We start from the raw sequence: 19,132 nt of genomic DNA, 5'->3' as shown, positions 1-19,132 counted from the left end.
AGTCTGGAGCGTGGATACGTCGAAAGACGTCATTGTCGCCGCAATCCGGCTCCGGCCGGCGCCGGCGCTCAGAGGCGCTGCGCCGCCCGCTGCACGGCGTCATGGCGATCCGCACGCAAACGATCCAGCCGCGACGTCACCGCTTCGAGAATCTCCGGTGCCGCACGCTCGGGGCGGCCGCAATCGAACGGCGGCGCGGGGGCATATTCGATACCGAGCTGCACGGCCTGCGCATGTTCGGCGCCGGCAATGTCGGCCATGACCGTCAGCGCCATGTCGATGCCGGCCGTCACGCCGCCGCCCGTGATGAGGTTGCCGTCACGCACCACGCGGGCTTCGTCCACGGTGGCGCCAAACGCGGGCAGCAGGTTGCGCCATGCCCAGTGGCAGGCCGCGCGCTTGCCCTGCAGCAACCCCGCCGCGCCCAGCACGAGCGAGCCGCTGCAGACGGACGTGACATAGCGCGCGCCGTCGGCCAGGCGCCGCACCTGGCGCACGAACTCTGCGTCTTCCATGGCTTCGATCACGCCGAAACCGCCGGGCACGCAAATCAGGTCAGCATGCGGAATGTCCGCCAACCGCTGCACGTTCGAGATGGTGAGACCGCCATCGGCATGGATCTCACCACCGGCTGCGGAAGCCACCACGCATTGCGCGCCGGGCAGCCGCCAGAACACCTCATGCGGACCGGTGAAGTCGAGCTGGGTGACACGGTTGTACAGCGCAAAGACAACGATGAATGGGGAAGTCGTCATGGTTCGGATCTCCTGAAAGTGATGTGATGGCAGGTTGACGCTTAACAGGATCTCGCTCTATCGTGTTGGCAGCAATGACCAGTCTCCCACTTTTTCTGCCATGGCCCACCGCATCGCTGTGCTCATTTTTCCGGACTTCCAACTGCTCGACGCTGCGGGGCCGGTGGCGGCGTTTGAAGTCGCCAGCCGGTATCGGGACGACCACTACGCGCTGCGCACGGTTGCCGCGCAGGCCGGCCTTGTACGCAGTTCTTCCGGGGCCCGCTGGGATGCCGACGCCCTGCCCCCGGCCAGCCAGGTCGACACGCTGCTCATTGCCGGCGGCGACGGCGTGGATGCGGCCATGGCGGATGCACGCACGCGCCGCTTCGTGCAGCGTTGCGCAGCCCGCGGGGCGCGCGTCGCCAGCGTGTGTTCGGGCAGCTTGCTGCTGGCCGCCACGGGCTTGCTGAACGGCCGACGCGCCACCACCCACTGGAGCCGCAGCGAGCAGTTCGCGCGCGCGTTCCCGCAGGTGCAGCTCGAACCGGACCACATCTACGTAAACGACGGCCCCATCTGGACCAGCGCCGGCATCAGCGCCGGCATCGACCTGGCGCTCGCGCTCATCGCCGACGACCTGGGCGAGCGCCTGGCACGCGCGGTGGCGCGGCAGTTGGTCGTGTACTACCGCCGGCCGGGCGGACAGTCGCAGTTTTCAGCGCTAAATGAGATGGATTCGGCACGCGGCCGCTTCAAGCCGCTGCTCGACCACGTGCGGCGCAACCTGGGCGCACCGCACCGCGTGGGCGATCTGGCCGAGCACGCCTGCATGAGCCCGCGCCATTTCGCCCGCGCATTCCAGGTCGAAACCGGTCTCACCCCTGCAAAGGCCGTGGAAAAATTGCGCGTTGAGGCGGCCCGCGCCGCGTTGGAAAGCGGGGCCGTCTCCATGCAGCGGGTGGCCACCGAGTGCGGATTTGGCGATACCGAGCGCATGCGCCGCAGTTTTCAGCGCTTGCTGGGCGTGCCGCCGTCTTCGTTGCGCGCACGGTAAGACAGCAAACACCCGCGTCACTCCGCCATTTGGCTTCCTCAGGCCTGAACTTTGCGTCCGTGCTGCGACGCCGCCCGACACCGACAAGACAGGGCGCAAACCACGCACACAAGGAACCTAAGGAGCCAAGGAGGAGATGCGTATGGACACCCGGGAAATGCTGGCCATCGTGGGCGTCACGCTGGCCGTGATCACGGCGTATTCGCTTGCCCGCGATCTGACCGACGAGCCGCTGGGCCTGCACGCGCCGCAAACCGGCCTGATGCACGTGCAAGCGCAGGTGAGCGCGCCGCATCGGTGACGCGCACCGCGCGCAAAGGGCAACCCGCATTCCTGATCGAATGGCCGCGGCGGCTGGTAGAAGACATCGCGTCGACCTCCGCCTGCATGGCGCCGATGCGCTCTACAGCGGCACCTATGCCGATGCCGCGCTCGACCGCTGGGCCGATCGCATCCGCTGATAACGATAAAAAGGTCGAAGCGCCTTCCGATACCCGGCGCCTGCTCGAACGGCTGGGTCTTGCCGAGTGAAACGGCGGCTCGCGTCTGAGCGCTAACGCTCAGCTCGCCTTCGCCCGCTGGCGCTTCGTCGGCCTGATGGCCGATGGGTGGACGACCACCGTATCCTCCGGTGCCAGCGCGCGCCCGTCCTGCGCACGGAGTTCAAGGCGAGGCACCGGCTTACCCGTTGCCTTGTCGACGAGTACAACGTGCGCCTCATCCGGCGCAAAGCAGAACGCTTCACCCCACTGCCGCAGCGCCACCAGCAGCGGAAACAGCGCGCGCCCTTTCTCGGTCAGCACGTAGTCCTGATACGCGCTGCCGTCGGACGCCGGCACCGTCTCGAGAATGTCGTGCGCAACCAGGTTGCGCAGGCGCACCGCCAGGATGTTCTTCGACAGTCCGAGACTGCGCTGAAACTCACCAAAGCGGCGCAGGCCGTCAAACGCATCGCGAACGATCAGCAGCGACCACCCGTCGCCAATGGCGTCCAGTGGCCTGGCGACGCCGCAAAGAGAATCCGCGTGGCTCGTACGTTTGACCATCTGCATCGCGCATACCGTGCGCGCCCTCACATTGAATGTGGTTGCAATATAAAACCTCGACTGCTATAACGCAACGGTTTCATTTTGCAACCACATGAATGAAGAGGGGCACGGCATGCGTACTGATACGTTCGATGGGATGTACCCCTATGCACCTCGCTTTACCGATGCACCGGGCTTTCCGATGCATTACGTGGACGAGGGCCCCGCCGATGGCGAAGTCGTCCTGTGCCTGCATGGCGAGCCCACGTGGGGTTTCCTCTTCCGGCACCTGATCGCGGTGCTGCGCGGCACCCACCGCATGGTGGTGCCCGACCACATGGGCTTCGGCAAGAGCGGAACGCCGCCATCACGCAGCTACTGGCTGCAAGACCACATCGACAACCTCGAGCGCTTCGTGCTCGCGCTGGACCTGCGCGATATCACCCTCGTCATGCACGACTTTGGCGGCCCGGTCGGCATGGGCCTCGCGTCACGTCATCCGGATCGCGTGCGGCGCATTGTGAGCGTCAATGGGCCGACGCCGTTCGGGCAGGCGACGCTGGGTGAACGTCTGGCCGCCAATGCGGCGGTATCGCCGTGGTTTCAGTGGATCGTGCGGGCGGAATCGGAGGGGCGCATTGAAGCCGTGCTGGGTGAACTTGGCTTCAATATCCTCAGTACCCTGAAGCTCAATGGCTTTGAAGACCACCGGCTCATCAACGATGCGTGGTTGCAGGCGTACGGCGCGCGCTTTGCGACGCCAGCAGACTGCGTGGGTGCCATCGGCTGGGCCAAAGGCTTTGCTACCGGCGCGCATCGTTTTGAACTGCCGGACGCTGCAGCGCGCCGTGCCATTGTCACCAAACCCGCCATGGCGATCTGGGGCATGGCCGATCGCACGTTGCATGCGGAACATTTCCTGCCGCTGTTCAGCGAGCTGTTTCCGGATGCACCGGTGCATCGGTTGCCTGGCGTTGGACATTACAGCCTGGAAGATGCACCCGATGCGATTGCCGATCGCATCGCTACGTTTCTCGGGCAAACGTGATGGCGTCGCATTCGCTGGCTGCCATCCAACCGCGTATCCGGCGCCCGAGCGCAGGCGGCGCTCAGTCGCGATGTCCGGGCACGGCCGCCTGACCCCGCCCCAACAGCGCCTACGAGCGCCAGCGGGCGGGGCGTTTTTCCAGGAAGGCATCGATGCCCTCGCCGGCGTCTTCATCCATCATGTTGCGGGCCATGACATCGCCTGCGTAAGCATAGGCATCGGCAAGCGGCATCTGCCGTTGCCGGTAGAACATCGCCTTGCCATAGCGGATGGCGGTGGGGCTCTTCGACACGATGTCCGCCACCTTGCGGGCAACCGCGTCATCCAGGTCCGCCGCCGGCACAGCCTCGTTGATCAGGCCCCAGTCGGCCGCCGTGGCCGCATCGATAAAGCGCCCAGTCACCAGCATGTCGAACGCGCGCTTGGCGAGCACGTTGCGCGATAACGCCACCGCCGGCGTCGAGCAGAACAGCCCGACGTTGATGCCCGACACCGCAAACCGCGCCGCATCCGAGGCAATGGCCAGATCGCAACTGCCGACCAACTGGCAACCCGCCGCCGTTGCCACGCCATGCACGCGCGCAATGACCGGCACCGGCAGCGCCTGAATGGCCTGCATTACCACGCTGCAGCGCGCAAACAGCGCCCGGTAATACGCAAGCTCCGGCGTGCCGCGCATTTCACGCAGGTCGTGCCCGGCGCAGAACGCCTTGCCCTCGGCGCCAAGCACCACGCAGCGCACCGTCGCATCTTGTGCAATGTCGTCCAACACGCGCTGCAGCGCATCGAGCATGGCTTCAGACAACGCGTTGAACTGCAGGGGCCGATTCAGCCGCAGGGTGACGACGCCGTCGTGGTCGTCGCGCAGAACCAGTGCGTCGTTCGTGGCGGGGGTTGCCGTGGCGGCAGTGGTGGAATGAGGTTGCATGCGCACTCCTTTGCAGGGCGGTGCCGTGGGGTGGCCACCAGTCTATTCCCGCACAACGCAAGCCGCACTCGGGCGTTCCCCGTAACACCCTGCTGGCCGCCAGCGGCACCAGGCCTGAAATTCTACCCCTTCGCCGCGTTGACATCGGGCAGGCCGCTGACTATCACGCGTCTATAGCAGGGGTTGCACCCGGGCTGCGCAGTCGCACAGCAAGTCACACCACAAGCGAACGAGTGACACAGTCACGGCAAGGGGGCCAACGGGATGACGGAAACGCTGGACATGCAGCGAGGCTTGTTGCTGAACCTCTCGCCAGGACGCCGGACGTACTGGATGGCGCAGGCAGTGGCCATACTGTCGCTGGTGGTGCTGGTGTCGGCCGTGCCGTTCGCCAAGGTGCAGTTGGCGCAACTTCCATCGTTCGTGCCGATCTACGAATCGGCCCTCATCCTCAATGACCTGATTACCGCCGCGCTGCTCTTCGGGCAGTTCGCCATCACGCGGTCGCGCGCAATGCTGGCGCTCGCCAGCGGCTACCTGTTCACGGCCGCCACGGCGGTGGGGCACCTGCTGTCATTTCCGGGGCTGTTCGCATCCGGCGGCCTGCTGGGCGCCGGGCCACAGAGCACCGCCTGGATCTACATGTTCTGGCACACGGGCTTTCCGCTGTTTGTCATCGCTTACGCCGTGCTCAAAAGCCGCGAAGAGCGCGAGCCCGGCCGCTTCCCAGTCCACACGCTGACGCGGCAAACGGCGCTGGCCACCGTGGCGGCCGTGCTGGGCGCGTCCATCGCCTGCGTGTTACTTGCCACCGTGGGCGATCACCTGCTGCCCACCATCATGGCCGCCAACCGCTACACACGCACCATGGGCATCGTGGCGGGCGGCACGTGGTGCTTTTGCGTGGCTGCGCTGGTCGCGCTCTGGCGCAGCCGCCCGCACCTGACGCTCGATGTCTGGCTGATGGTGGTGCTGTGCGTATGGATCTGCGATGTCGCGCTCAGCGCCGTATTCAACGGCGGGCGGTATGACCTGGGGTTCTATGCCGGCCGCATGTTCGGGCTGTTGGGTGCGAGCTTTGTGCTGCTGCTGTTGCTGATCGAGAACACGGTGCTGCACTCCCGGCTGGCAGCGGCGCGCGCGGAACTCAAGCGGCTGGCGGCGAGTCATGTGGCGGATGGGGAGCGGTGACGCATCGACGCGGTGATGCGGTTGTGCCGCGCTACGCCCGCAGCACTTGCGTGGCCCGCGCCGGCATCGACATTGCCGCCACCCCCACCACCACACACGCCAGCCCGATCCACGCTGAAGGCGGCAACGATTCCCCCAGAAACACCACGCCGATCGCTACCCCGATCGGCACGCGCAGATAGGCCTGCGCAGTCGTACCGATCGCGCCGAGCGTTTGAATGAGCCGGAAGTAAATGGCAAACGCGAGGGCCGTAGAGAACACCGCCAGCGCCACCAACGCCATCAGCGAACGCGCAGAAGGCTGAAGTGCCCAAGGATGATCCACAAGCAGACTGGTGGGCGTCAGCACCAACGCGCCCATCAGCAACGAACCGGTAGCAGGCGCCGCAGGGTGCAGCCCCTTGAACGACCGGCCGTAGATGGCCGCGCCTGCATAGCACGCCGTGGCCGCCAGGATGGCCAGTTGCGCAACGAGCTGGCCTCCCAGCCCATCGAACGCGCTCGGCCCAATCACAAAACACGTGCCGACAAACCCGGCAATCACGCCGACCAGCTTGCGCAACGACACCGATTCGTGCCGCGTAACGAACGCCGTGGCCACAAACACCATCACGGGCGACGTCGAATTCAGGACGGTCGCCAGACTCGCGCCAACCGAGCGCTCGGCCCAGGCGATGAGCGTGAACGGCACGACGCTGTTGAGCAGCGACTGCACGCCGAAGCGCATCCAGACCTGCCTGTCTCGGGGCATGCGGATATTGCGGCTGCGCATCCACGCCAACAGCAGCGTCGCCGCGATCAACGTTCTGGCGGCGATGAAGGTGAGCGGCGGAATGGTCTCCACGCCCACCCGAATGAACGTGTACGACGCGCCCCACAAGGTCGACAGCGTGAGCAGCAGGGCCAGATCAGTGACGTGGCTGGATGCGGGCGTGGTGGTATGCGGCACGGAGTGCCCTCCTGTTTGGCGGTCAGGCTGCCGCCACGTGATACAGGAGGATCGTAGCGAGGCTGGGCGCTGGGTGTGCGGGAAACGGTTTGGTGTGGGGCGAAGTGTGGGCGTGGGGCAGCAGACGCGCACAGACCGTTGTTAAGTTGGGATGACCTTTCCGTGTCCCGTTGCAGAGCCCCGCTTGGTACGAGTCGCGGGCTTCTTGCTTGTAGGCTTGTTTGCACCGCCATTTCGGGACGCGCTCACCTTTGCACCTTTCGCTTTGGCGTTGGCCCCACGCTTGCCGGACTCCACATTCTCTTTGGATACGGCGGGCTTGGCCTGCAAGTGCAACCCAAGTGCCTTCATGACCTGCAGTACCGTCGAGAACGCCGGGTTCCCCTCTGCGCGCAGTGCCTTGTATAGGCTTGTACGTCCAAGGCCCGTTTCTTCTGCAATTTGAGCGATACCCTTCGCTCGAGCGATCACGCCGATCGACTCCGCAATAAAAGCGGCATCCCCCGTCTCGAGCGCCGCTGACAGAAATTCGGCCATCGTCTCTTCACTGTCCAGGTATTCGGCAGCGTCAAACTCTCCGTGATATGCGGCGCGTTCGACGCCCGCGAGTGGAGAGACCCCGGCGACCCGGGTTGGCAGGCGTGGGATCCTTCGCGGCGAGCATGGACTTGGAAAGGCAGTTCAGAAGCACTCATGCCGTCCCAGCCCATTGCAATCGATGGTTATCCCGGTCGGCTCCTGATCAGCGCTGGCGAGAAAGACACAACATGGTCATCGAAGATGAGCAAGCGGCTGTCCGAACGATATGCAGCTGGAGGAAAAACGGCAGAGCAGCTCCTCTTTCCGGAAGCAGGGCACATGCTGTCGGCCAAAGCCACAATGCTTCGGGATGAGGAAATCTCGGTCTTCTTTATGCAACACTTGGCATAGCGATGCGGGTGACATTGGATGCGTGGCTCGAAAGCATAAGAACCGCAGGCACCGTGTGCGATCCGTCAATGGCACTCCTGCAGTCCACAACATCATTCACGCAGCGGTTGCCCAGCACCGCTTGTGCCGTCACAGGCAAGCCAAGCTGTTCCGTCATCTCTTCGGCTTAACATCCAGAACGCAACGCAACACAACACAACAACGCACGTTTCAAAGGGGTAGGAGTTGTCGAAAAAGATCATCTCTCTGGTCTTGGCCTGTGCTTGCAGCATGAGCCAAGTGGCCTTCGGACAAATCTCAATGGAAGCGCCCCTGACCGACGCGCCCCAAACCGAAGCGCTCCAGGCGGAAGTCCTTCAAGCGGGCACACTGCAAGCGGAAGCACCCATGCCGGAAGCACCGCAAGCGCAAGCGTCCAGCTCCGAGCCCGCCCCAAGGGCGGAGCCCGTCGTCAAGGTCGAACAAAGCTATTGGGCGGCCGAAGGGCTGAGCGCGCGGATGCGCAAGGCGCGTGCGATCACGTTGTATTTGATGGACCCGGCCATGGCGTCGCTCAAGGCCGTGGACGAAGCGCAACTGAAAGACGCCGGATGCGAATACAGCACCGAAGACGCCGCGCTCATCGCCAACTTTGCCGAGTCCGTGGAAAGCGCCAGCGTGCGCAGCAACTCGTTCGCGCTGCAGTTCGAGCCGCGCGAAGCCGTCTACCTGGCGGTGGGCGGCGGCAGCGAGATGAAGCTGCTGTTCGAGAAGCCCTACCCGAACCAATCGGAAGTGCTCGGGCAGATCAACGGTCAACCCGTCACGGTCAACAAGAGCCTGGTGGAAGGCCTCTATCGATGGGCCGCAAAGGTTGGCCGCGTCCGTCGTTGCGAGAGCTTTGTGGGCAAATACCGTTAAGCCACGCACGCGCTCTCAAAGCGCGTGCACCAACGGCCGCAGGTTGGCATCCAGCACAAACTGCTGACACACGCTCGGCGCCAGCGGGCGGCTGAAGAAATACCCCTGAAACCGTTCACAGCCCAAGGCCGACAGGCGCTCAAGCTGCTGCTCCGTCTCGACGCCTTCCACCACCGTCGACAGGTTCAGCGTGCGGCTCAGGCTGGCAATACTGCGCACAATGTGTTCGTTGACGCTGCCCGCGCTCACATCTGCCAGCGAGCGGTCGATCTTCACGGTATCCAGCGGCAGCTCGCGCAGGTAGTGCAGCGACGTATGGCCCATCCCGAAATCGTCGAGCGCGACTTTCACGCCGGCCTCGCGCAGCTGCTTCAGGTTGCCGATGGCGGTGATGTCCGGCAGCAGCATCGTCGATTCAGTGATCTCCAGTTCGAGCTGCGTGGGCGACAACCCTTCGCGATGCAGGATGTCGAGCACGTTCCGGTACAGCCTGCAGTCCAGCAACTGCCGAGGTGAGAGATTCACGGCGACCACGAAATCGTCCGGCAAGACATCGCGCCAGGCCGCGCGCTGCTGACACGCGAGCGACAGAATCCGCAGGCCCAACTGATCGATCTGACCAATGTCATCAGCCAGCGCCACGACGATCGGCGAGGCCACGCGCCCCAGCACCGGATGCTGCCAGCGCAGCAGCGCCTCGGCGCCGAACACGCGCCCGGTTGAGCAATCCACCTGCGGCTGAAACTCCAGAAAGATCTGCCCTTCTCTCTTGATGGCGTCTTCCAGGTCGCTGGCCAGCGCCACCGCCATGCGGCCTTCGTCGCCCGGCAGGTCCAGACAGCGCCGGCCCTTCAGGCTCACCTCCGCCGACTCCGCAATCTGCAGCAAAGACGCAAGCACATCCTGACTGCGCCGTGCGGACAGAACATCCGCCATGCGGACAAACGGCAGGTAAATCGCCGCCCCCACCACCAGGCCGATGAGCTGCACCACCGCCCCCCACACCGAGCCCGTAGCCGCGTAACCGCTGAACAGCGCCGGCGTGGTCCACGCCACGGGGTAGCTGGTCTTGGGCATCAGGTCGGCAACGGTGGCCGCATAGGCGATCAGGATCTGCACCACCGGCGTGAGCAGGAACGGAATCGCATAGACCGGGTTGAGCACCAGCGGCAGCCCGAAGAGCAGGGGCTCGTTCACGTTGAACAATGCCGGCAGCATGACGACCAGCGCCATCTTGCGGCCGCGTTGCATGCGCCTGGAGATGAGCAGCGCCAAGATCAGGCTGAGTGTGCCGCCTGAGCCGCCCATGCGCGCGAACACCGCGAAGAAGTGATAGGTAAAGATGAACGGCGGCTGGCCACCACTGGCAACCGCCGCCGCATTGGCCTGCGCGGCGGGCTCCAGGATGTGCTGGTGCACCGTGTACAGCGCGTTCGGCCCGTGGATGCCGAACAGCCAGAGCACCTGCGCCGCCGTCTCATAGCCCAAACCAAACAGCAGGCTATTGGAGACTGCCGAATACGGCCACGCCAGCAGCGGGTCGACTATCGCCATGAAGTGCAGCCAGCCCGCCCACGCCATGCCGGCTTTGAGCAGGGCAAACGTCAGGATCGTCAGCATGCCGGCCGGCACAACCGACAGCACATCGCCCACCAGCAGATCGTTGCTCAAATGGTGGGACGGAATGCGCAAACGGCGGATGCTGCACAGCTTGAGAAACAGGCTGCCGCCCAGCGACGCCACCACCAACGCGCCAAACAGCCCCTGCCCCAGCGAGAGCCACGCCATCAACGATGCGTTCGCAGCCGGCGCGATGAGCGTAAAGAAGCACGACACCACCACCACGGCCGCCACGGTGGGGTTGACCACGCGGTGCCCGGCGCGCTGGTTGTGTAACTGCGCCAACACATCGGCAAACCCGAACAGCGCGACCAGCGAGCCGATGCCGATCGTGCCGGCCAGCACGCTGTCGCAAAAGGCATCCAGCCGCGTGCCAAAGGCCTCCAGCAGCAGGTGGCGCATGCCGGCGGTGGGCGGGTTGCGCAACAGCAGCGCCACCGCGCCCACCATGATGAGCGGCAACGAGAGCGCCAGCCCGCGCCGAATGGCAATGAAATACGGCCCGCGGTCGAAGCGCTCAGCGGCGCTCAACAACCTCAGCCAGGGCGATAGCGCCTGCGTCGTCATAGGACTCGATCTTGTTCGAGGTGGATCGGCAAATCCCGGGGCAGCCCGAAGTGTTGCCTATGGAGCTACGAATCCTAATCGACATGACTCGGCACGCACTTAAGCGTCATTTTGCGCAATACGCAAAATGGTCACCCGCCCATGGCAAGCTTTGTGCAATACCTAGGGGAAACCCGAAGTCTTGCCGTGCCGGTTGCCTCCAAAACGCACCACGGCAAGGCATCGGCACCGACATGGCGCCCATTCTGTGTACGGCGCACCCCAGAATCTGCAACGATCTTGCTTATGTCAATTTCCATTCGTGCACCCCGCAACGTGAAACACCCTGCACCCTTTCTTTCGCTGCTCCGCCTCGTGCGCGATCCGCACCGGCGCTATCGGCATGCGCGGTACATCCATGGCACGCGCGTCGGCCTGGGCGTGCTGCTCTCCATTGCCGTCACGTCGGGCTTGGGATGGCCGCATGGGGAGTGGGCCACCATCTCGCTGCTGATCGTCATTGCCGGCCTGCAGCACCACGGCAACATCCGCAAGCGCGCGGCAGAGCGCGCGTGGGGCACCCTCATCGGCGCCGTCGCGGGTCTGCTGCTCATCGTCCAGCAGACGTGGCTTGGGCATCTGCCGCTCACATACGCACTCACGGCCATCGCGTGCGGCGTCTGCGCGTATCACGCAATCGGCAAGGGCGGCTATATCGCGCTGCTGGCCGCCATCACGCTGGTCATCGTGGTCGGCCATGGTGACAACAACCTGCTCGACGGCGCCTGGCGCACGCTCAACGTGCTGGTGGGGATTGCGATTGCGCTGCTGTTCTCTTTTGCACTGCCGCTGTACGCCACGTACTCGTGGCGCTACCGGCTGGCCGAAGCATTGCGCGAATGCGCCCGGGCGGTTGCCGGCCTCGGCCAGCCCGGTGAAGCCTCGAGCGAGCGCAGCAAGCACCTCGGCAAGCTCAATACGCTGCTGGTGCAACTGCGCTCGCTCATGCCATCGGTGTCCAAAGAGATTGACGTGCCCCTGGAGCGGCTGGAAGACATCCAGCGCAGCCTGCGCATCTGCATCAGCACGCTGGAACTGCTCAACGCAACGCGCGGGACGTTGGGTGCGGCGCCTGCAGGCGCCCTGCCCGACGTGGGCGCCCGGCGCACTCGCGACACGTTGATCGGCATGTCGCGCGCGTTGCGGTTTGGCACGCTGGCGCGTCTGGCACGACCCCGCGCGGCCGACTCCGCCGAGGTAAGCCATGCCTACGGCACGCCCACGGTGGAAAGCGCGCTGGCCGACGGTTTTGCCAACGAGATCGAGAACCTCCGTCAGCAACTGCTGGCGATTGCGCCACAGTGGAATATCGGGTGAAGCAGGGGCGCCCGGCTAGGCGCGCCCCTTGCGAGTTGCCCCAGCTGTGGTCGCGACCAGTGCCGAGCAATGCCGCATCACCTCACCGGGCCAGCGCCGCAAACTCCACAGCACTCAATGCGCCCGCTTAAACGCGGAAGCCCTGGATGCAGCCGTTGAACGATGGATGGCCCCCATCGCTGCCCAGGAAGGTGAGCTGGTCGCCAACCTGGCGCGGCGACAGCAGGATGTCGTCAGAAGGTGGCGTGCGCCCGCTCGAACTCCCAGATCGCAGAACGGCTGCACATCAGCGTCGAAACCGTCAAAAGCCACATGCGCCAACGGCTCGTGCGCATGGGGGCACGAAACCGCACGGAACTGGCAACGATTCATCAACGCAGCCGGTAGGCGGGCCACGACGGGGTGCAGGGGTGGTGACGAAAGGCGCCGAATGCACGCCTGCGCGAACACGGAAATACTGATACGCCCCTCTGCCCCCGGCGCTCGACTGTTTCAGGTAGGCACGCGTCTCCCCGCACTCGCGCGCGAGTGTTTGAGCTCGAAAAATTGAATGTCTGCGAGCGGCGCTCGGGTGTTGGCGCTCGGCGTATGGGCCTCGGACCGTGGCGGTCGGGCCTTTGAGTGTCGCGCGTAGCCCGTTGGGCTCGGCACATATTGGGCTGGGCATTGTGCCCTGGCCTGGCGCCCCCGCCGTCCCGGGGTCGCTTTGCTGCTGTTTTTCTTTTATTTCTGCTTATTCGCACGCGCCAGCACGTGCAGAACATCCCACCGGAACAGATCCACCGTCACGCCATCCAGCGAGCTAAGAATGAACGCCCCGATCGCGTCCATAAACCCGGCCTGGAATTCGAGTGCCTTGTCCTTGACGTAGACCTGCTTATGACAGCGCAACGTCTGTGGCTCGAACTTGCGGTGCATCTTCATATCCATCCGCGCCTTGTGCAGGTACTCCTTGGCGGCCAAGGCTCCCTGTGCGTACAGGAGATTGTCATCGACGTTCATCGGACACCTCCGGGCGGATGCCGCCGCGTGATGCTGGTGAACTGACAGTTTGCGGGGCGATGCCCGCGTGGGATGGGGATGGGTACAGCTTGGGTCGGTTGATCCATTGTCTTGCCCTCTGGTTGAGTGAGGAGCCACCCACCTGGGAGGGTGGGCGGGCACACGACAAGGTCTGCAATACCGACGTTACTGTCATGACGGCAGGGCCGAAGCCCTCCCTGTCGGGCCCGCCCGAATGGGCGAACGACGACAGCGGTAGAAACTTGAGTTTCTTCCGGACAGGAACGATCGAGATTGCAGTCTCGGCTGCGGTTGTTGCCGCAGCGGGTGGGAGTTTAGCGGATACCTTGGCTCCGGGGAACATATCGAAATCTGAGTGCTGTGCAAGTATTATTCCCATTCCACATTGGCAAGGAATCTGGCTATGTCAGCGCAGTCAACTTCGACTTATCTAATCTCGCTGGAATTTAAAAACTTCAGTCGGGATATGGAGGATCATTACAAGACCATCGATCCATCTATCGAAGCGTTTTGGCACAAAGCATCAAAGATCCTTCGTCAATGCGAATACACTCATAACGACTGCACCATTACCATTGACGTCGGGTGGCAACGCATGGCTAATAGAATTCGGCGCGACAATGATCTGCTACGCCCAGTTCGAATTGGAACCCCACTTGACAAAAAATGGTTCAGCAAGGTTTCTCGGCCATTAAAAATCACAGCCAAAGTTAATACAATCAACAAAAATAAATATTCAGATTACAAGTGGTATCCGTCTTTTTTCATAGAAGCATTTATCCATGAGTTCTTTTTAATCGCAAATTTATCCACCCCAGGCTCAGCGAATTTTCGTTCACTCTTCATAAATTCCGGAAACGAATCCCGATCGACAGAGGTAAGACTATCTTCCTTCTGCTTTGAGAATGGCTGGGTTGAATCTCTTGACGGTGGATGGCCGACAGTGGAAGCTCTTCCAATAGAGGATGTACGCGAGTGGTTTCAAGCGATCAGTATTGGCTACAAGCAGAGAGCTAGCACCGGGATTGAAAAAGCACTATACGTTTTGCTCCATATGGCAAAAGATGAGACGAGGATCGACTCTGTAATATGGATATTCAATGGACTCGAGGCATTGGTATCAACTCGAGTTGGGGAAAGCGTGTCAGGCCTTGTGCGTCGACTGGGAATGATCCTGGATCTTGACTTACCTGCACAGAAAAAGCTCAACAAAGAAATTCGGTCACTTTATGATCTTCGCAGCTCTTTTGTGCATGGTGGTTATGCAGTCCCCCATCCAATTCATAGCGAGGTAATTGACCGGGCGCTAGACGACGATGCGACCAAACTGTACCAACTACATCAGTTTGGCGCCTCGCTGCTTATTTCTACAATCCAAGCCCTAATAAAGAAGAAAATCATAAATCTTCGTTTTGATGAATTTATGACGGTCGAAAAAATTTGACCCTCGACACAGGTATACAAAAAGATAGCGCGCCATTCATTCTGACAGATTGATCCACTTTATCGTTTTAGCCACTCCAAATCTCATCCAGACAACGTAGACGGCATGGCTGCGGACTACCCAACCATCTCTCACCACGCGTGCAGCAACGCCTTCTTGAGAAGGCCAGACAGCATCTCTGTGGCGATCCAACTTATGCCTGACAAATTTCCCTGCTCATTAATTCGATCGATATATTCACTAATATACCTTCTCAACTCCTCCACAATAAGGTGCGAATCCCCTACCTCATCATCTATGGCCCGGAAATCAAGGTCCTCAATATTCTCTCCATTCACTCTAAAAAACACAATACAAGGCGGTGTAATTTGCTCATCCACTCTTAAAATTCTGAGGAATTTCTCATTAAAATTGTCCGATAAACCATCAACCGCACCAGAGTGGAGATAAAAGACTGTCAAATCCTTTCCAGATGCAGAGTTCAAAACTTGGAAACCATTTGTGCTCTTAAGCGCCCGTCGAACTAGCCCATGCGTCATGTTATAAAAAATAAATGCGAATGCACGGGCCCGGCCTTCACGGATGTGCTCTCTGCAAATGCGCTCAAACTCATCTACAAAACTGTGATAGCCCATTCCGATACCTCGGTTGGCCCCTTGAAGAAATACGGTGAACATTCCCTTCCCCTTTACTCCCGCGCGAGCAGCAATGTGTCTGTTTGCACAGCAGTCCGACCACTCCGAAACCGCTCATGAAGGTCATTCCCACCCCTGCTGTATATGGGCACGAGCTTCTCTTTAGACGCGCTCAACGAATGGCAGATCTGCCGCCAAAGCTTGCCCGGGTGTTGCAAGCCATCGATAAAGCTGGTCGTTCGACAGAGAACCTTCGCAATAGCGAAGGAGTGCCTCCCCCAAATCCACACTTTCCACAACACAAAGGCGCCCGCAGGCAGCTACCACGGGTGCAACGCTCGGATCCACACCGGGATGACACAGGGTTACGCTAAACGCTGTGCGATAGCTAAGATGCTTTTCGCGGGTTGCCTTCATAATTAGTTGCACGCCCAGCCAGTCAGCCAAATCGTGTGCATCGCGGGAAGGCAAAACTGCAGATAACCCAACAAATTGACGCCAACCCGCATTGCGAAGAAGAGTTAGCAATATCTCGACGTTCTGGCCACGATTCTTGTCTCCAATGAGCTGAATCTCGTCGCACACAACTACTGTATTGCTCATGTCCCGGGGAACGCCGCTAGCAGACAACATGGCAAGATATTTCTCATAGGTCGCCACTAAGAGCGATGCTTTCAGAGGTTCCGGGGGGAACTCTCCCTCAGAATCCTCAACGCTATCGCCGGTTGCGAGCACTAATGAAGCGGGGTTGCCAGACAGAAAATTTGATAAGAACAGCGATTTGAAATCGTCAAACTTCTGCTTTGCTAAAGCCCGATGGGTTACCAAGTAAACTGTTCTACAGTCATTCTCAATACCCTTGGCAATCGCCCAGACCGCGAGCTGCGTTTTCCCGGTGGAAGTCGGTGACACAACCAACATGCTTGTGTCGCGAGCCACCCCGGCTACGAGACCTTGATGCTGGATATCGCTGAGAGAGGGTTTCCCATCTTGATAAAACAACAAGTGCCGTAAGGAGCCGTCAGAAAGACCGTGTTCATTTGGCAATTCAGTTTTCATTCCTTCCCCCGTTTTTCAAACTTGTCTTTTCCCTTGCAGATTTTTTGGAAGTACTAACTGCTTATCGCAGCTCCATCCCTAGAGCACTGACTCAACCAAAACGCGACTACATAGACACGCCGTGCTTCATCTCCAATCGATTCCAACACTTAGGGAAATTGCTACACCCCCAAAACGCCCCACTCTTCCCATTCCGCGCCACCAGCTTCACCCCGCAAGCCGGGCACGAAGGCGTTCGGGAATCCCCCTCAAACACCTTCGCCAGCAGCGCGGCCTGCTTGTCTTCGGCCAGCGCGCGGATGCGCTCAAGCACCGCCGGCCCGTCCAATAGCTGGATACCGGCAAGCTCGGAATACTCCTGCACCGGGTTGCCGACATAACCGGACAAAGACCAGAACACGCCCCGCTTGACCTTGTGCGCCAGCATGGAGCCGCCCAGCGCCCGCACCTGCTCCACCTTCACGGGCTTGGACCACGCCTTGCACTGGACCACCGCCACGGGCGCGCTCTGGCCAGCCATGTACAGCGTGGCGTCAATGCCGCCGTCTGCGCCGTGCGGCACCGTCTTCACCGTGAAGCCCATCTGCTCGTAGTACTGCACGCACAGCAGCTCGAACCGCTTCCACTCAAGTGCGTGGATGGCCTCCAGCGTCCAGCTTTGGGGCGGGGCGGGTTCTGCCGGCGTGGCGGCTTGTGGGGGGCAGCGGGTGTTGCGAGTCGGATGAGGCGGGTTGGGCGTGATGCTGCCCGCTGCGTTGCGGGCGGGCTGGGGCGGCGCCTTCGGCGGGCGGGATCGCCCAGTCGGTTCAGTGCGCGGGGGGCCGAGCCGGGCATCGGCCTGCTGGCTGCGCTCCCGCAAGTACGACAGCACGGCAAAGAAGCCGAGCAGCAGCGCGGGCATCCAGGCCAGCCCGCGCGCCAACATCCCGACGCCGCTCAACAGCGGATTGGCGCTAAACGCCGCCGGGAGGATGTTGTGAAAAATCAGATAACTGGCCGCCGCGCCAAGGGCCAGCATCCACCACGGCAGCGCCAACAGCACGTCGCTGGTGGATGCTTGTTTTCTCCTCCGCCCCATTTACCGCCCCCCGGCCGAATGCTTTTTAGATATTTAGGACTAGGCGCTTTCTCTGATAATCCGCTTCAAATCAGGGCGCCGTTTTTTAATGGGAAACAGCATAGGCGATGCATCGGGATTGCGCTGCCCCCGTTGGTGGGGTTTTTTGGGGGTTTTTTTGGGCGGGGGTTGGATAAAGATCGAAGCCTGGCGCCAGATTTATATTTGGTAAAAATCTGAATTAAAAATTACTCATATGCGAGGCACGAGCGGCGGCCGGGTGGGCGGTAAGCGCCGTTGTGCGGCGGCGTTTGGCTACGCGGCGGTTTGCTCGTACTCCCGCAAAAAACTGTCGGGCGCGATGCGGCACCTATTGCGCAGAAGATGCCGGCGCGAAGCTCGTGCTGTGCGGCCACACCCATATGCCACGCGCGATAAAGCTGGTGGATGGCCGCTTTATCGTCAACACGGGCAGCGTCGGCCTACAGGCTTACAGCGATGCCTATCCGTTTGCCCACACGATTGAACCCGGCAGCCCGCATGCGCGCTATGCCATCGTGACTGAACAGGAAGGTGAATGAACTGCCGAGTTCTGTGCGGTTGAATACGCGTGGAACGATGCAGCGGCGATTGCGGAGCAGCGGGGCCGGCAGGATTGGGCGGTTGCGCTGCGCACTGGCAAGGTGGAACCCCAGGGCTAGGCATGCTCAAAGGCCTAATGAAACCGTTACCCGCGATGCCAAAGATGTCGCGCGAGCAGAATGGGCGCATGTCGCGGGGTGACGTGTCACCCGACAAACTTATAATGGCGCCCGGCCATACGCCCACGCCGCCACCGCCTGCCGCGCACAAAACTTGCGCCGCACCTGCAGTGGCACCGCCGGGCCGCACCGTCACCCGGCCAAGCCCTTTTGCCCAACGCCATGCCATACCGCTTCCGTCCGTTGTCTGTTTTGTGCGCTGCTGTCAGCATCGCTGCCGCTTTGGCTGCGTGCAGCTCTGCGCCCACGCCGCTCTATCAGCAGGAGCAGTTCGATGCGACGGCAAGCCCCTACGCGCGCACCTTCCACGCCAAGTCTGACGCCACGTGCGAGGCGGCGCGCCGTGCGCTGCTGAGCCAGGGCTATGTGTCGAGTTCGCCGCGCCCGGACACGATCGATGGCAGCAAGAACTTCCAGCCGAGCAACGATTCGCACGTGGTGATCTCGTTCCACGTGGTGTGCGCAGAGGCCAATGCAGACGGCACGTCCAGCACGGCCTATGTGAACGCGGTGCAAGACCGCTACACGCTAAAGAAGACGAGCACGTCGGCAAGCGTGGGGTTGAGCATCCTGGGCTCGGTGTCGCTGCCCATCGGCTCGGGGGACGATTCGATGGTGAAGGTGGCCAGCGAGACGATTCCGGCCGGGGTGTTCTACGAGCGCTACTTCAACCTGGTCGACCACTTCCTGAAGATCGACCCCGCCCGCCAGGACCGCAAGGTCGCCAAGGCGGCAGAGAAGGATCACGTGGCCCCGCTGCCCGAGCCCGCACCCACGCCGCAGGGCGAGCCCATGAAGATGACGACGCCCGTGGTGCCCACGCCGGCCGCGCCGCCTGTGCCGGT

The 19,132-nt window shown here is 61.9% G+C and carries 22 protein-coding genes; 12 read left to right on the top strand and 10 right to left on the bottom strand.

The features are described from left to right. Window positions 1-68: 68 nt before the first annotated feature. A complete protein-coding gene (locus BEK68_RS23575) occupies window positions 69-755 on the bottom strand; it encodes a DJ-1/PfpI family protein (RefSeq protein ID WP_012430040.1) in 687 nt (228 codons plus the stop codon). Between the two features lie 100 nt (window positions 756-855). Between BEK68_RS23575 and BEK68_RS23570 the strand changes: the two genes are divergently transcribed. From BEK68_RS23570 to BEK68_RS25635, 3 genes are all read left to right on the top strand, one after another. After that, window positions 856-1,791, top strand: coding sequence for a GlxA family transcriptional regulator (locus BEK68_RS23570; protein WP_012430039.1), 936 nt, complete (start codon window positions 856-858; stop codon window positions 1,789-1,791). Between the two features lie 142 nt (window positions 1,792-1,933). Then, window positions 1,934-2,092 (top strand): hypothetical protein, encoded by a 159-nt coding sequence (locus BEK68_RS25870; RefSeq protein ID WP_004628097.1) that lies wholly within the window; start codon window positions 1,934-1,936, stop codon window positions 2,090-2,092. After that, window positions 2,089-2,322: a hypothetical protein gene (locus tag BEK68_RS25635; protein WP_198135799.1), complete on the top strand. Its 234-nt coding sequence runs from the start codon at window positions 2,089-2,091 to the stop codon at window positions 2,320-2,322. The genes BEK68_RS25870 and BEK68_RS25635 overlap by 4 nt, the downstream gene beginning before the upstream one ends. A 29-nt stretch (window positions 2,323-2,351) precedes the next feature. Here the strand turns inward: BEK68_RS25635 and BEK68_RS23565 are convergent, their stop codons facing one another. Continuing rightward, window positions 2,352-2,837, bottom strand: coding sequence for a winged helix-turn-helix transcriptional regulator (locus tag BEK68_RS23565; RefSeq protein WP_024542289.1), 486 nt, complete (start codon window positions 2,835-2,837; stop codon window positions 2,352-2,354). A 115-nt stretch (window positions 2,838-2,952) separates the two neighbouring features. On the opposite strand from BEK68_RS23565, the gene BEK68_RS23560 reads away from it, so the two are divergent. Further along, window positions 2,953-3,867: an alpha/beta fold hydrolase gene (locus BEK68_RS23560; RefSeq protein ID WP_012430037.1), complete on the top strand. Its 915-nt coding sequence runs from the start codon at window positions 2,953-2,955 to the stop codon at window positions 3,865-3,867. Window positions 3,868-3,976: 109 nt separating this feature from the next. Here BEK68_RS23560 and BEK68_RS23555 read toward each other — a convergent pair whose 3' ends face one another. Beyond that, a complete protein-coding gene (locus tag BEK68_RS23555; protein ID WP_012430036.1) occupies window positions 3,977-4,795 on the bottom strand; it encodes an enoyl-CoA hydratase in 819 nt (272 codons plus the stop codon). Window positions 4,796-5,059: 264 nt separating this feature from the next. On the opposite strand from BEK68_RS23555, the gene BEK68_RS23550 reads away from it, so the two are divergent. Next, the gene (locus BEK68_RS23550) at window positions 5,060-5,986 is read left to right on the top strand and encodes an MASE4 domain-containing protein (RefSeq protein ID WP_012430035.1); all 927 of its coding nucleotides are present in this window, start codon (window positions 5,060-5,062) and stop codon (window positions 5,984-5,986) included. Window positions 5,987-6,017: 31 nt separating this feature from the next. On the opposite strand, the gene BEK68_RS23545 is transcribed toward BEK68_RS23550, so the two are convergent. Further along, window positions 6,018-6,935 (bottom strand): DMT family transporter, encoded by a 918-nt coding sequence (locus BEK68_RS23545; protein ID WP_012430034.1) that lies wholly within the window; start codon window positions 6,933-6,935, stop codon window positions 6,018-6,020. Between the two features lie 141 nt (window positions 6,936-7,076). Continuing rightward, complete coding sequence (locus BEK68_RS26500) at window positions 7,077-7,574, bottom strand: addiction module antidote protein (RefSeq protein WP_316685372.1); 498 nt, start codon at window positions 7,572-7,574, stop codon at window positions 7,077-7,079. A 54-nt stretch (window positions 7,575-7,628) separates the two neighbouring features. Here BEK68_RS26500 and BEK68_RS23535 point away from each other — a divergent pair, with 54 nt between their 5' ends. Next, window positions 7,629-7,865, top strand: coding sequence for an alpha/beta hydrolase family protein (locus tag BEK68_RS23535; RefSeq protein ID WP_049768049.1), 237 nt, complete (start codon window positions 7,629-7,631; stop codon window positions 7,863-7,865). 300 nt (window positions 7,866-8,165) lie between these two features. Beyond that, the gene (locus BEK68_RS23530; protein WP_012430033.1) at window positions 8,166-8,765 is read left to right on the top strand and encodes a hypothetical protein; all 600 of its coding nucleotides are present in this window, start codon (window positions 8,166-8,168) and stop codon (window positions 8,763-8,765) included. A gap of 15 nt (window positions 8,766-8,780) precedes the next feature. Here BEK68_RS23530 and BEK68_RS23525 read toward each other — a convergent pair whose 3' ends face one another. Then, complete coding sequence (locus BEK68_RS23525; protein ID WP_012430032.1) at window positions 8,781-10,952, bottom strand: PTS sugar transporter subunit IIC/EAL domain-containing protein; 2,172 nt, start codon at window positions 10,950-10,952, stop codon at window positions 8,781-8,783. A 285-nt stretch (window positions 10,953-11,237) separates the two neighbouring features. Here BEK68_RS23525 and BEK68_RS23520 point away from each other — a divergent pair, with 285 nt between their 5' ends. Both BEK68_RS23520 and BEK68_RS25285 read left to right on the top strand, forming a co-directional pair. Beyond that, a complete protein-coding gene (locus tag BEK68_RS23520) occupies window positions 11,238-12,308 on the top strand; it encodes an FUSC family protein (protein WP_012430031.1) in 1,071 nt (356 codons plus the stop codon). Window positions 12,309-12,548: 240 nt separating this feature from the next. Further along, window positions 12,549-12,695: a LuxR C-terminal-related transcriptional regulator gene (locus tag BEK68_RS25285; protein ID WP_029738336.1), complete on the top strand. Its 147-nt coding sequence runs from the start codon at window positions 12,549-12,551 to the stop codon at window positions 12,693-12,695. 336 nt (window positions 12,696-13,031) lie between these two features. Here the strand turns inward: BEK68_RS25285 and BEK68_RS23515 are convergent, their stop codons facing one another. Further along, window positions 13,032-13,310 carry a hypothetical protein gene (locus BEK68_RS23515; protein WP_009240302.1) on the bottom strand — a complete coding sequence of 93 codons (279 nt, stop codon included), beginning with the start codon at window positions 13,308-13,310 and terminating at the stop codon, window positions 13,032-13,034. A gap of 424 nt (window positions 13,311-13,734) precedes the next feature. Between BEK68_RS23515 and BEK68_RS23510 the strand changes: the two genes are divergently transcribed. Continuing rightward, complete coding sequence (locus BEK68_RS23510; RefSeq protein WP_012430030.1) at window positions 13,735-14,775, top strand: hypothetical protein; 1,041 nt, start codon at window positions 13,735-13,737, stop codon at window positions 14,773-14,775. 131 nt (window positions 14,776-14,906) lie between these two features. Here the strand turns inward: BEK68_RS23510 and BEK68_RS23505 are convergent, their stop codons facing one another. The 3 genes from BEK68_RS23505 to BEK68_RS23500 form a co-directional block, all read right to left on the bottom strand. Continuing rightward, window positions 14,907-15,452 carry a hypothetical protein gene (locus BEK68_RS23505; protein WP_249262959.1) on the bottom strand — a complete coding sequence of 182 codons (546 nt, stop codon included), beginning with the start codon at window positions 15,450-15,452 and terminating at the stop codon, window positions 14,907-14,909. Window positions 15,453-15,572: 120 nt separating this feature from the next. Further along, window positions 15,573-16,469 carry a DEAD/DEAH box helicase gene (locus tag BEK68_RS25280; protein ID WP_012430028.1) on the bottom strand — a complete coding sequence of 299 codons (897 nt, stop codon included), beginning with the start codon at window positions 16,467-16,469 and terminating at the stop codon, window positions 15,573-15,575. 106 nt (window positions 16,470-16,575) lie between these two features. Next, entirely contained in the window at window positions 16,576-17,547 is a 972-nt protein-coding gene (locus BEK68_RS23500; RefSeq protein WP_065851934.1) for a restriction endonuclease, read from the bottom strand. 401 nt (window positions 17,548-17,948) lie between these two features. On the opposite strand from BEK68_RS23500, the gene BEK68_RS26610 reads away from it, so the two are divergent. Beyond that, a complete protein-coding gene (locus tag BEK68_RS26610; RefSeq protein ID WP_407489485.1) occupies window positions 17,949-18,107 on the top strand; it encodes a hypothetical protein in 159 nt (52 codons plus the stop codon). A 342-nt stretch (window positions 18,108-18,449) separates the two neighbouring features. Continuing rightward, on the top strand, window positions 18,450-19,132 hold a 683-nt coding region (locus tag BEK68_RS23490; protein ID WP_065851932.1), incomplete at its 3' end, for a DUF2242 domain-containing protein.

The sequence above is a fragment of the Ralstonia pickettii genome (genome assembly GCF_001699815.1).
GTDB lineage: Bacteria > Pseudomonadota > Gammaproteobacteria > Burkholderiales > Burkholderiaceae > Ralstonia > Ralstonia thomasii.
This window is presented reverse-complemented; position numbering and strand designations above follow the sequence as displayed.

What these genes read in the sequence shown, in the direction of transcription:
- BEK68_RS23575 (WP_012430040.1), bottom strand. Translation starts at nt 755, where the DNA reads ATGACGACTTCCCCATTCATCGTTGTCTTTGCGCTGTACAACCGTGTC.
- BEK68_RS23570 (WP_012430039.1), top strand. Translation starts at nt 856, where the DNA reads ATGGCCCACCGCATCGCTGTGCTCATTTTTCCGGACTTCCAACTGCTC.
- BEK68_RS25870 (WP_004628097.1), top strand. Translation starts at nt 1,934, where the DNA reads ATGGACACCCGGGAAATGCTGGCCATCGTGGGCGTCACGCTGGCCGTG.
- BEK68_RS23565 (WP_024542289.1), bottom strand. Translation starts at nt 2,837, where the DNA reads ATGGTCAAACGTACGAGCCACGCGGATTCTCTTTGCGGCGTCGCCAGG.
- BEK68_RS23560 (WP_012430037.1), top strand. Translation starts at nt 2,953, where the DNA reads ATGCGTACTGATACGTTCGATGGGATGTACCCCTATGCACCTCGCTTT.
- BEK68_RS23555 (WP_012430036.1), bottom strand. Translation starts at nt 4,795, where the DNA reads ATGCAACCTCATTCCACCACTGCCGCCACGGCAACCCCCGCCACGAAC.
- BEK68_RS23550 (WP_012430035.1), top strand. Translation starts at nt 5,060, where the DNA reads ATGACGGAAACGCTGGACATGCAGCGAGGCTTGTTGCTGAACCTCTCG.
- BEK68_RS23535 (WP_049768049.1), top strand. Translation starts at nt 7,629, where the DNA reads ATGCCGTCCCAGCCCATTGCAATCGATGGTTATCCCGGTCGGCTCCTG.
- BEK68_RS23530 (WP_012430033.1), top strand. Translation starts at nt 8,166, where the DNA reads ATGGAAGCGCCCCTGACCGACGCGCCCCAAACCGAAGCGCTCCAGGCG.
- BEK68_RS23525 (WP_012430032.1), bottom strand. Translation starts at nt 10,952, where the DNA reads ATGACGACGCAGGCGCTATCGCCCTGGCTGAGGTTGTTGAGCGCCGCT.
- BEK68_RS23520 (WP_012430031.1), top strand. Translation starts at nt 11,238, where the DNA reads ATGTCAATTTCCATTCGTGCACCCCGCAACGTGAAACACCCTGCACCC.
- BEK68_RS23515 (WP_009240302.1), bottom strand. Translation starts at nt 13,310, where the DNA reads ATGAACGTCGATGACAATCTCCTGTACGCACAGGGAGCCTTGGCCGCC.
- BEK68_RS23510 (WP_012430030.1), top strand. Translation starts at nt 13,735, where the DNA reads ATGTCAGCGCAGTCAACTTCGACTTATCTAATCTCGCTGGAATTTAAA.
- BEK68_RS23505 (WP_249262959.1), bottom strand. Translation starts at nt 15,452, where the DNA reads ATGTTCACCGTATTTCTTCAAGGGGCCAACCGAGGTATCGGAATGGGC.
- BEK68_RS25280 (WP_012430028.1), bottom strand. Translation starts at nt 16,469, where the DNA reads ATGAAAACTGAATTGCCAAATGAACACGGTCTTTCTGACGGCTCCTTA.
- BEK68_RS23500 (WP_065851934.1), bottom strand. Translation starts at nt 17,547, where the DNA reads ATGGGGCGGAGGAGAAAACAAGCATCCACCAGCGACGTGCTGTTGGCG.
- BEK68_RS26610 (WP_407489485.1), top strand. Translation starts at nt 17,949, where the DNA reads ATGCCACGCGCGATAAAGCTGGTGGATGGCCGCTTTATCGTCAACACG.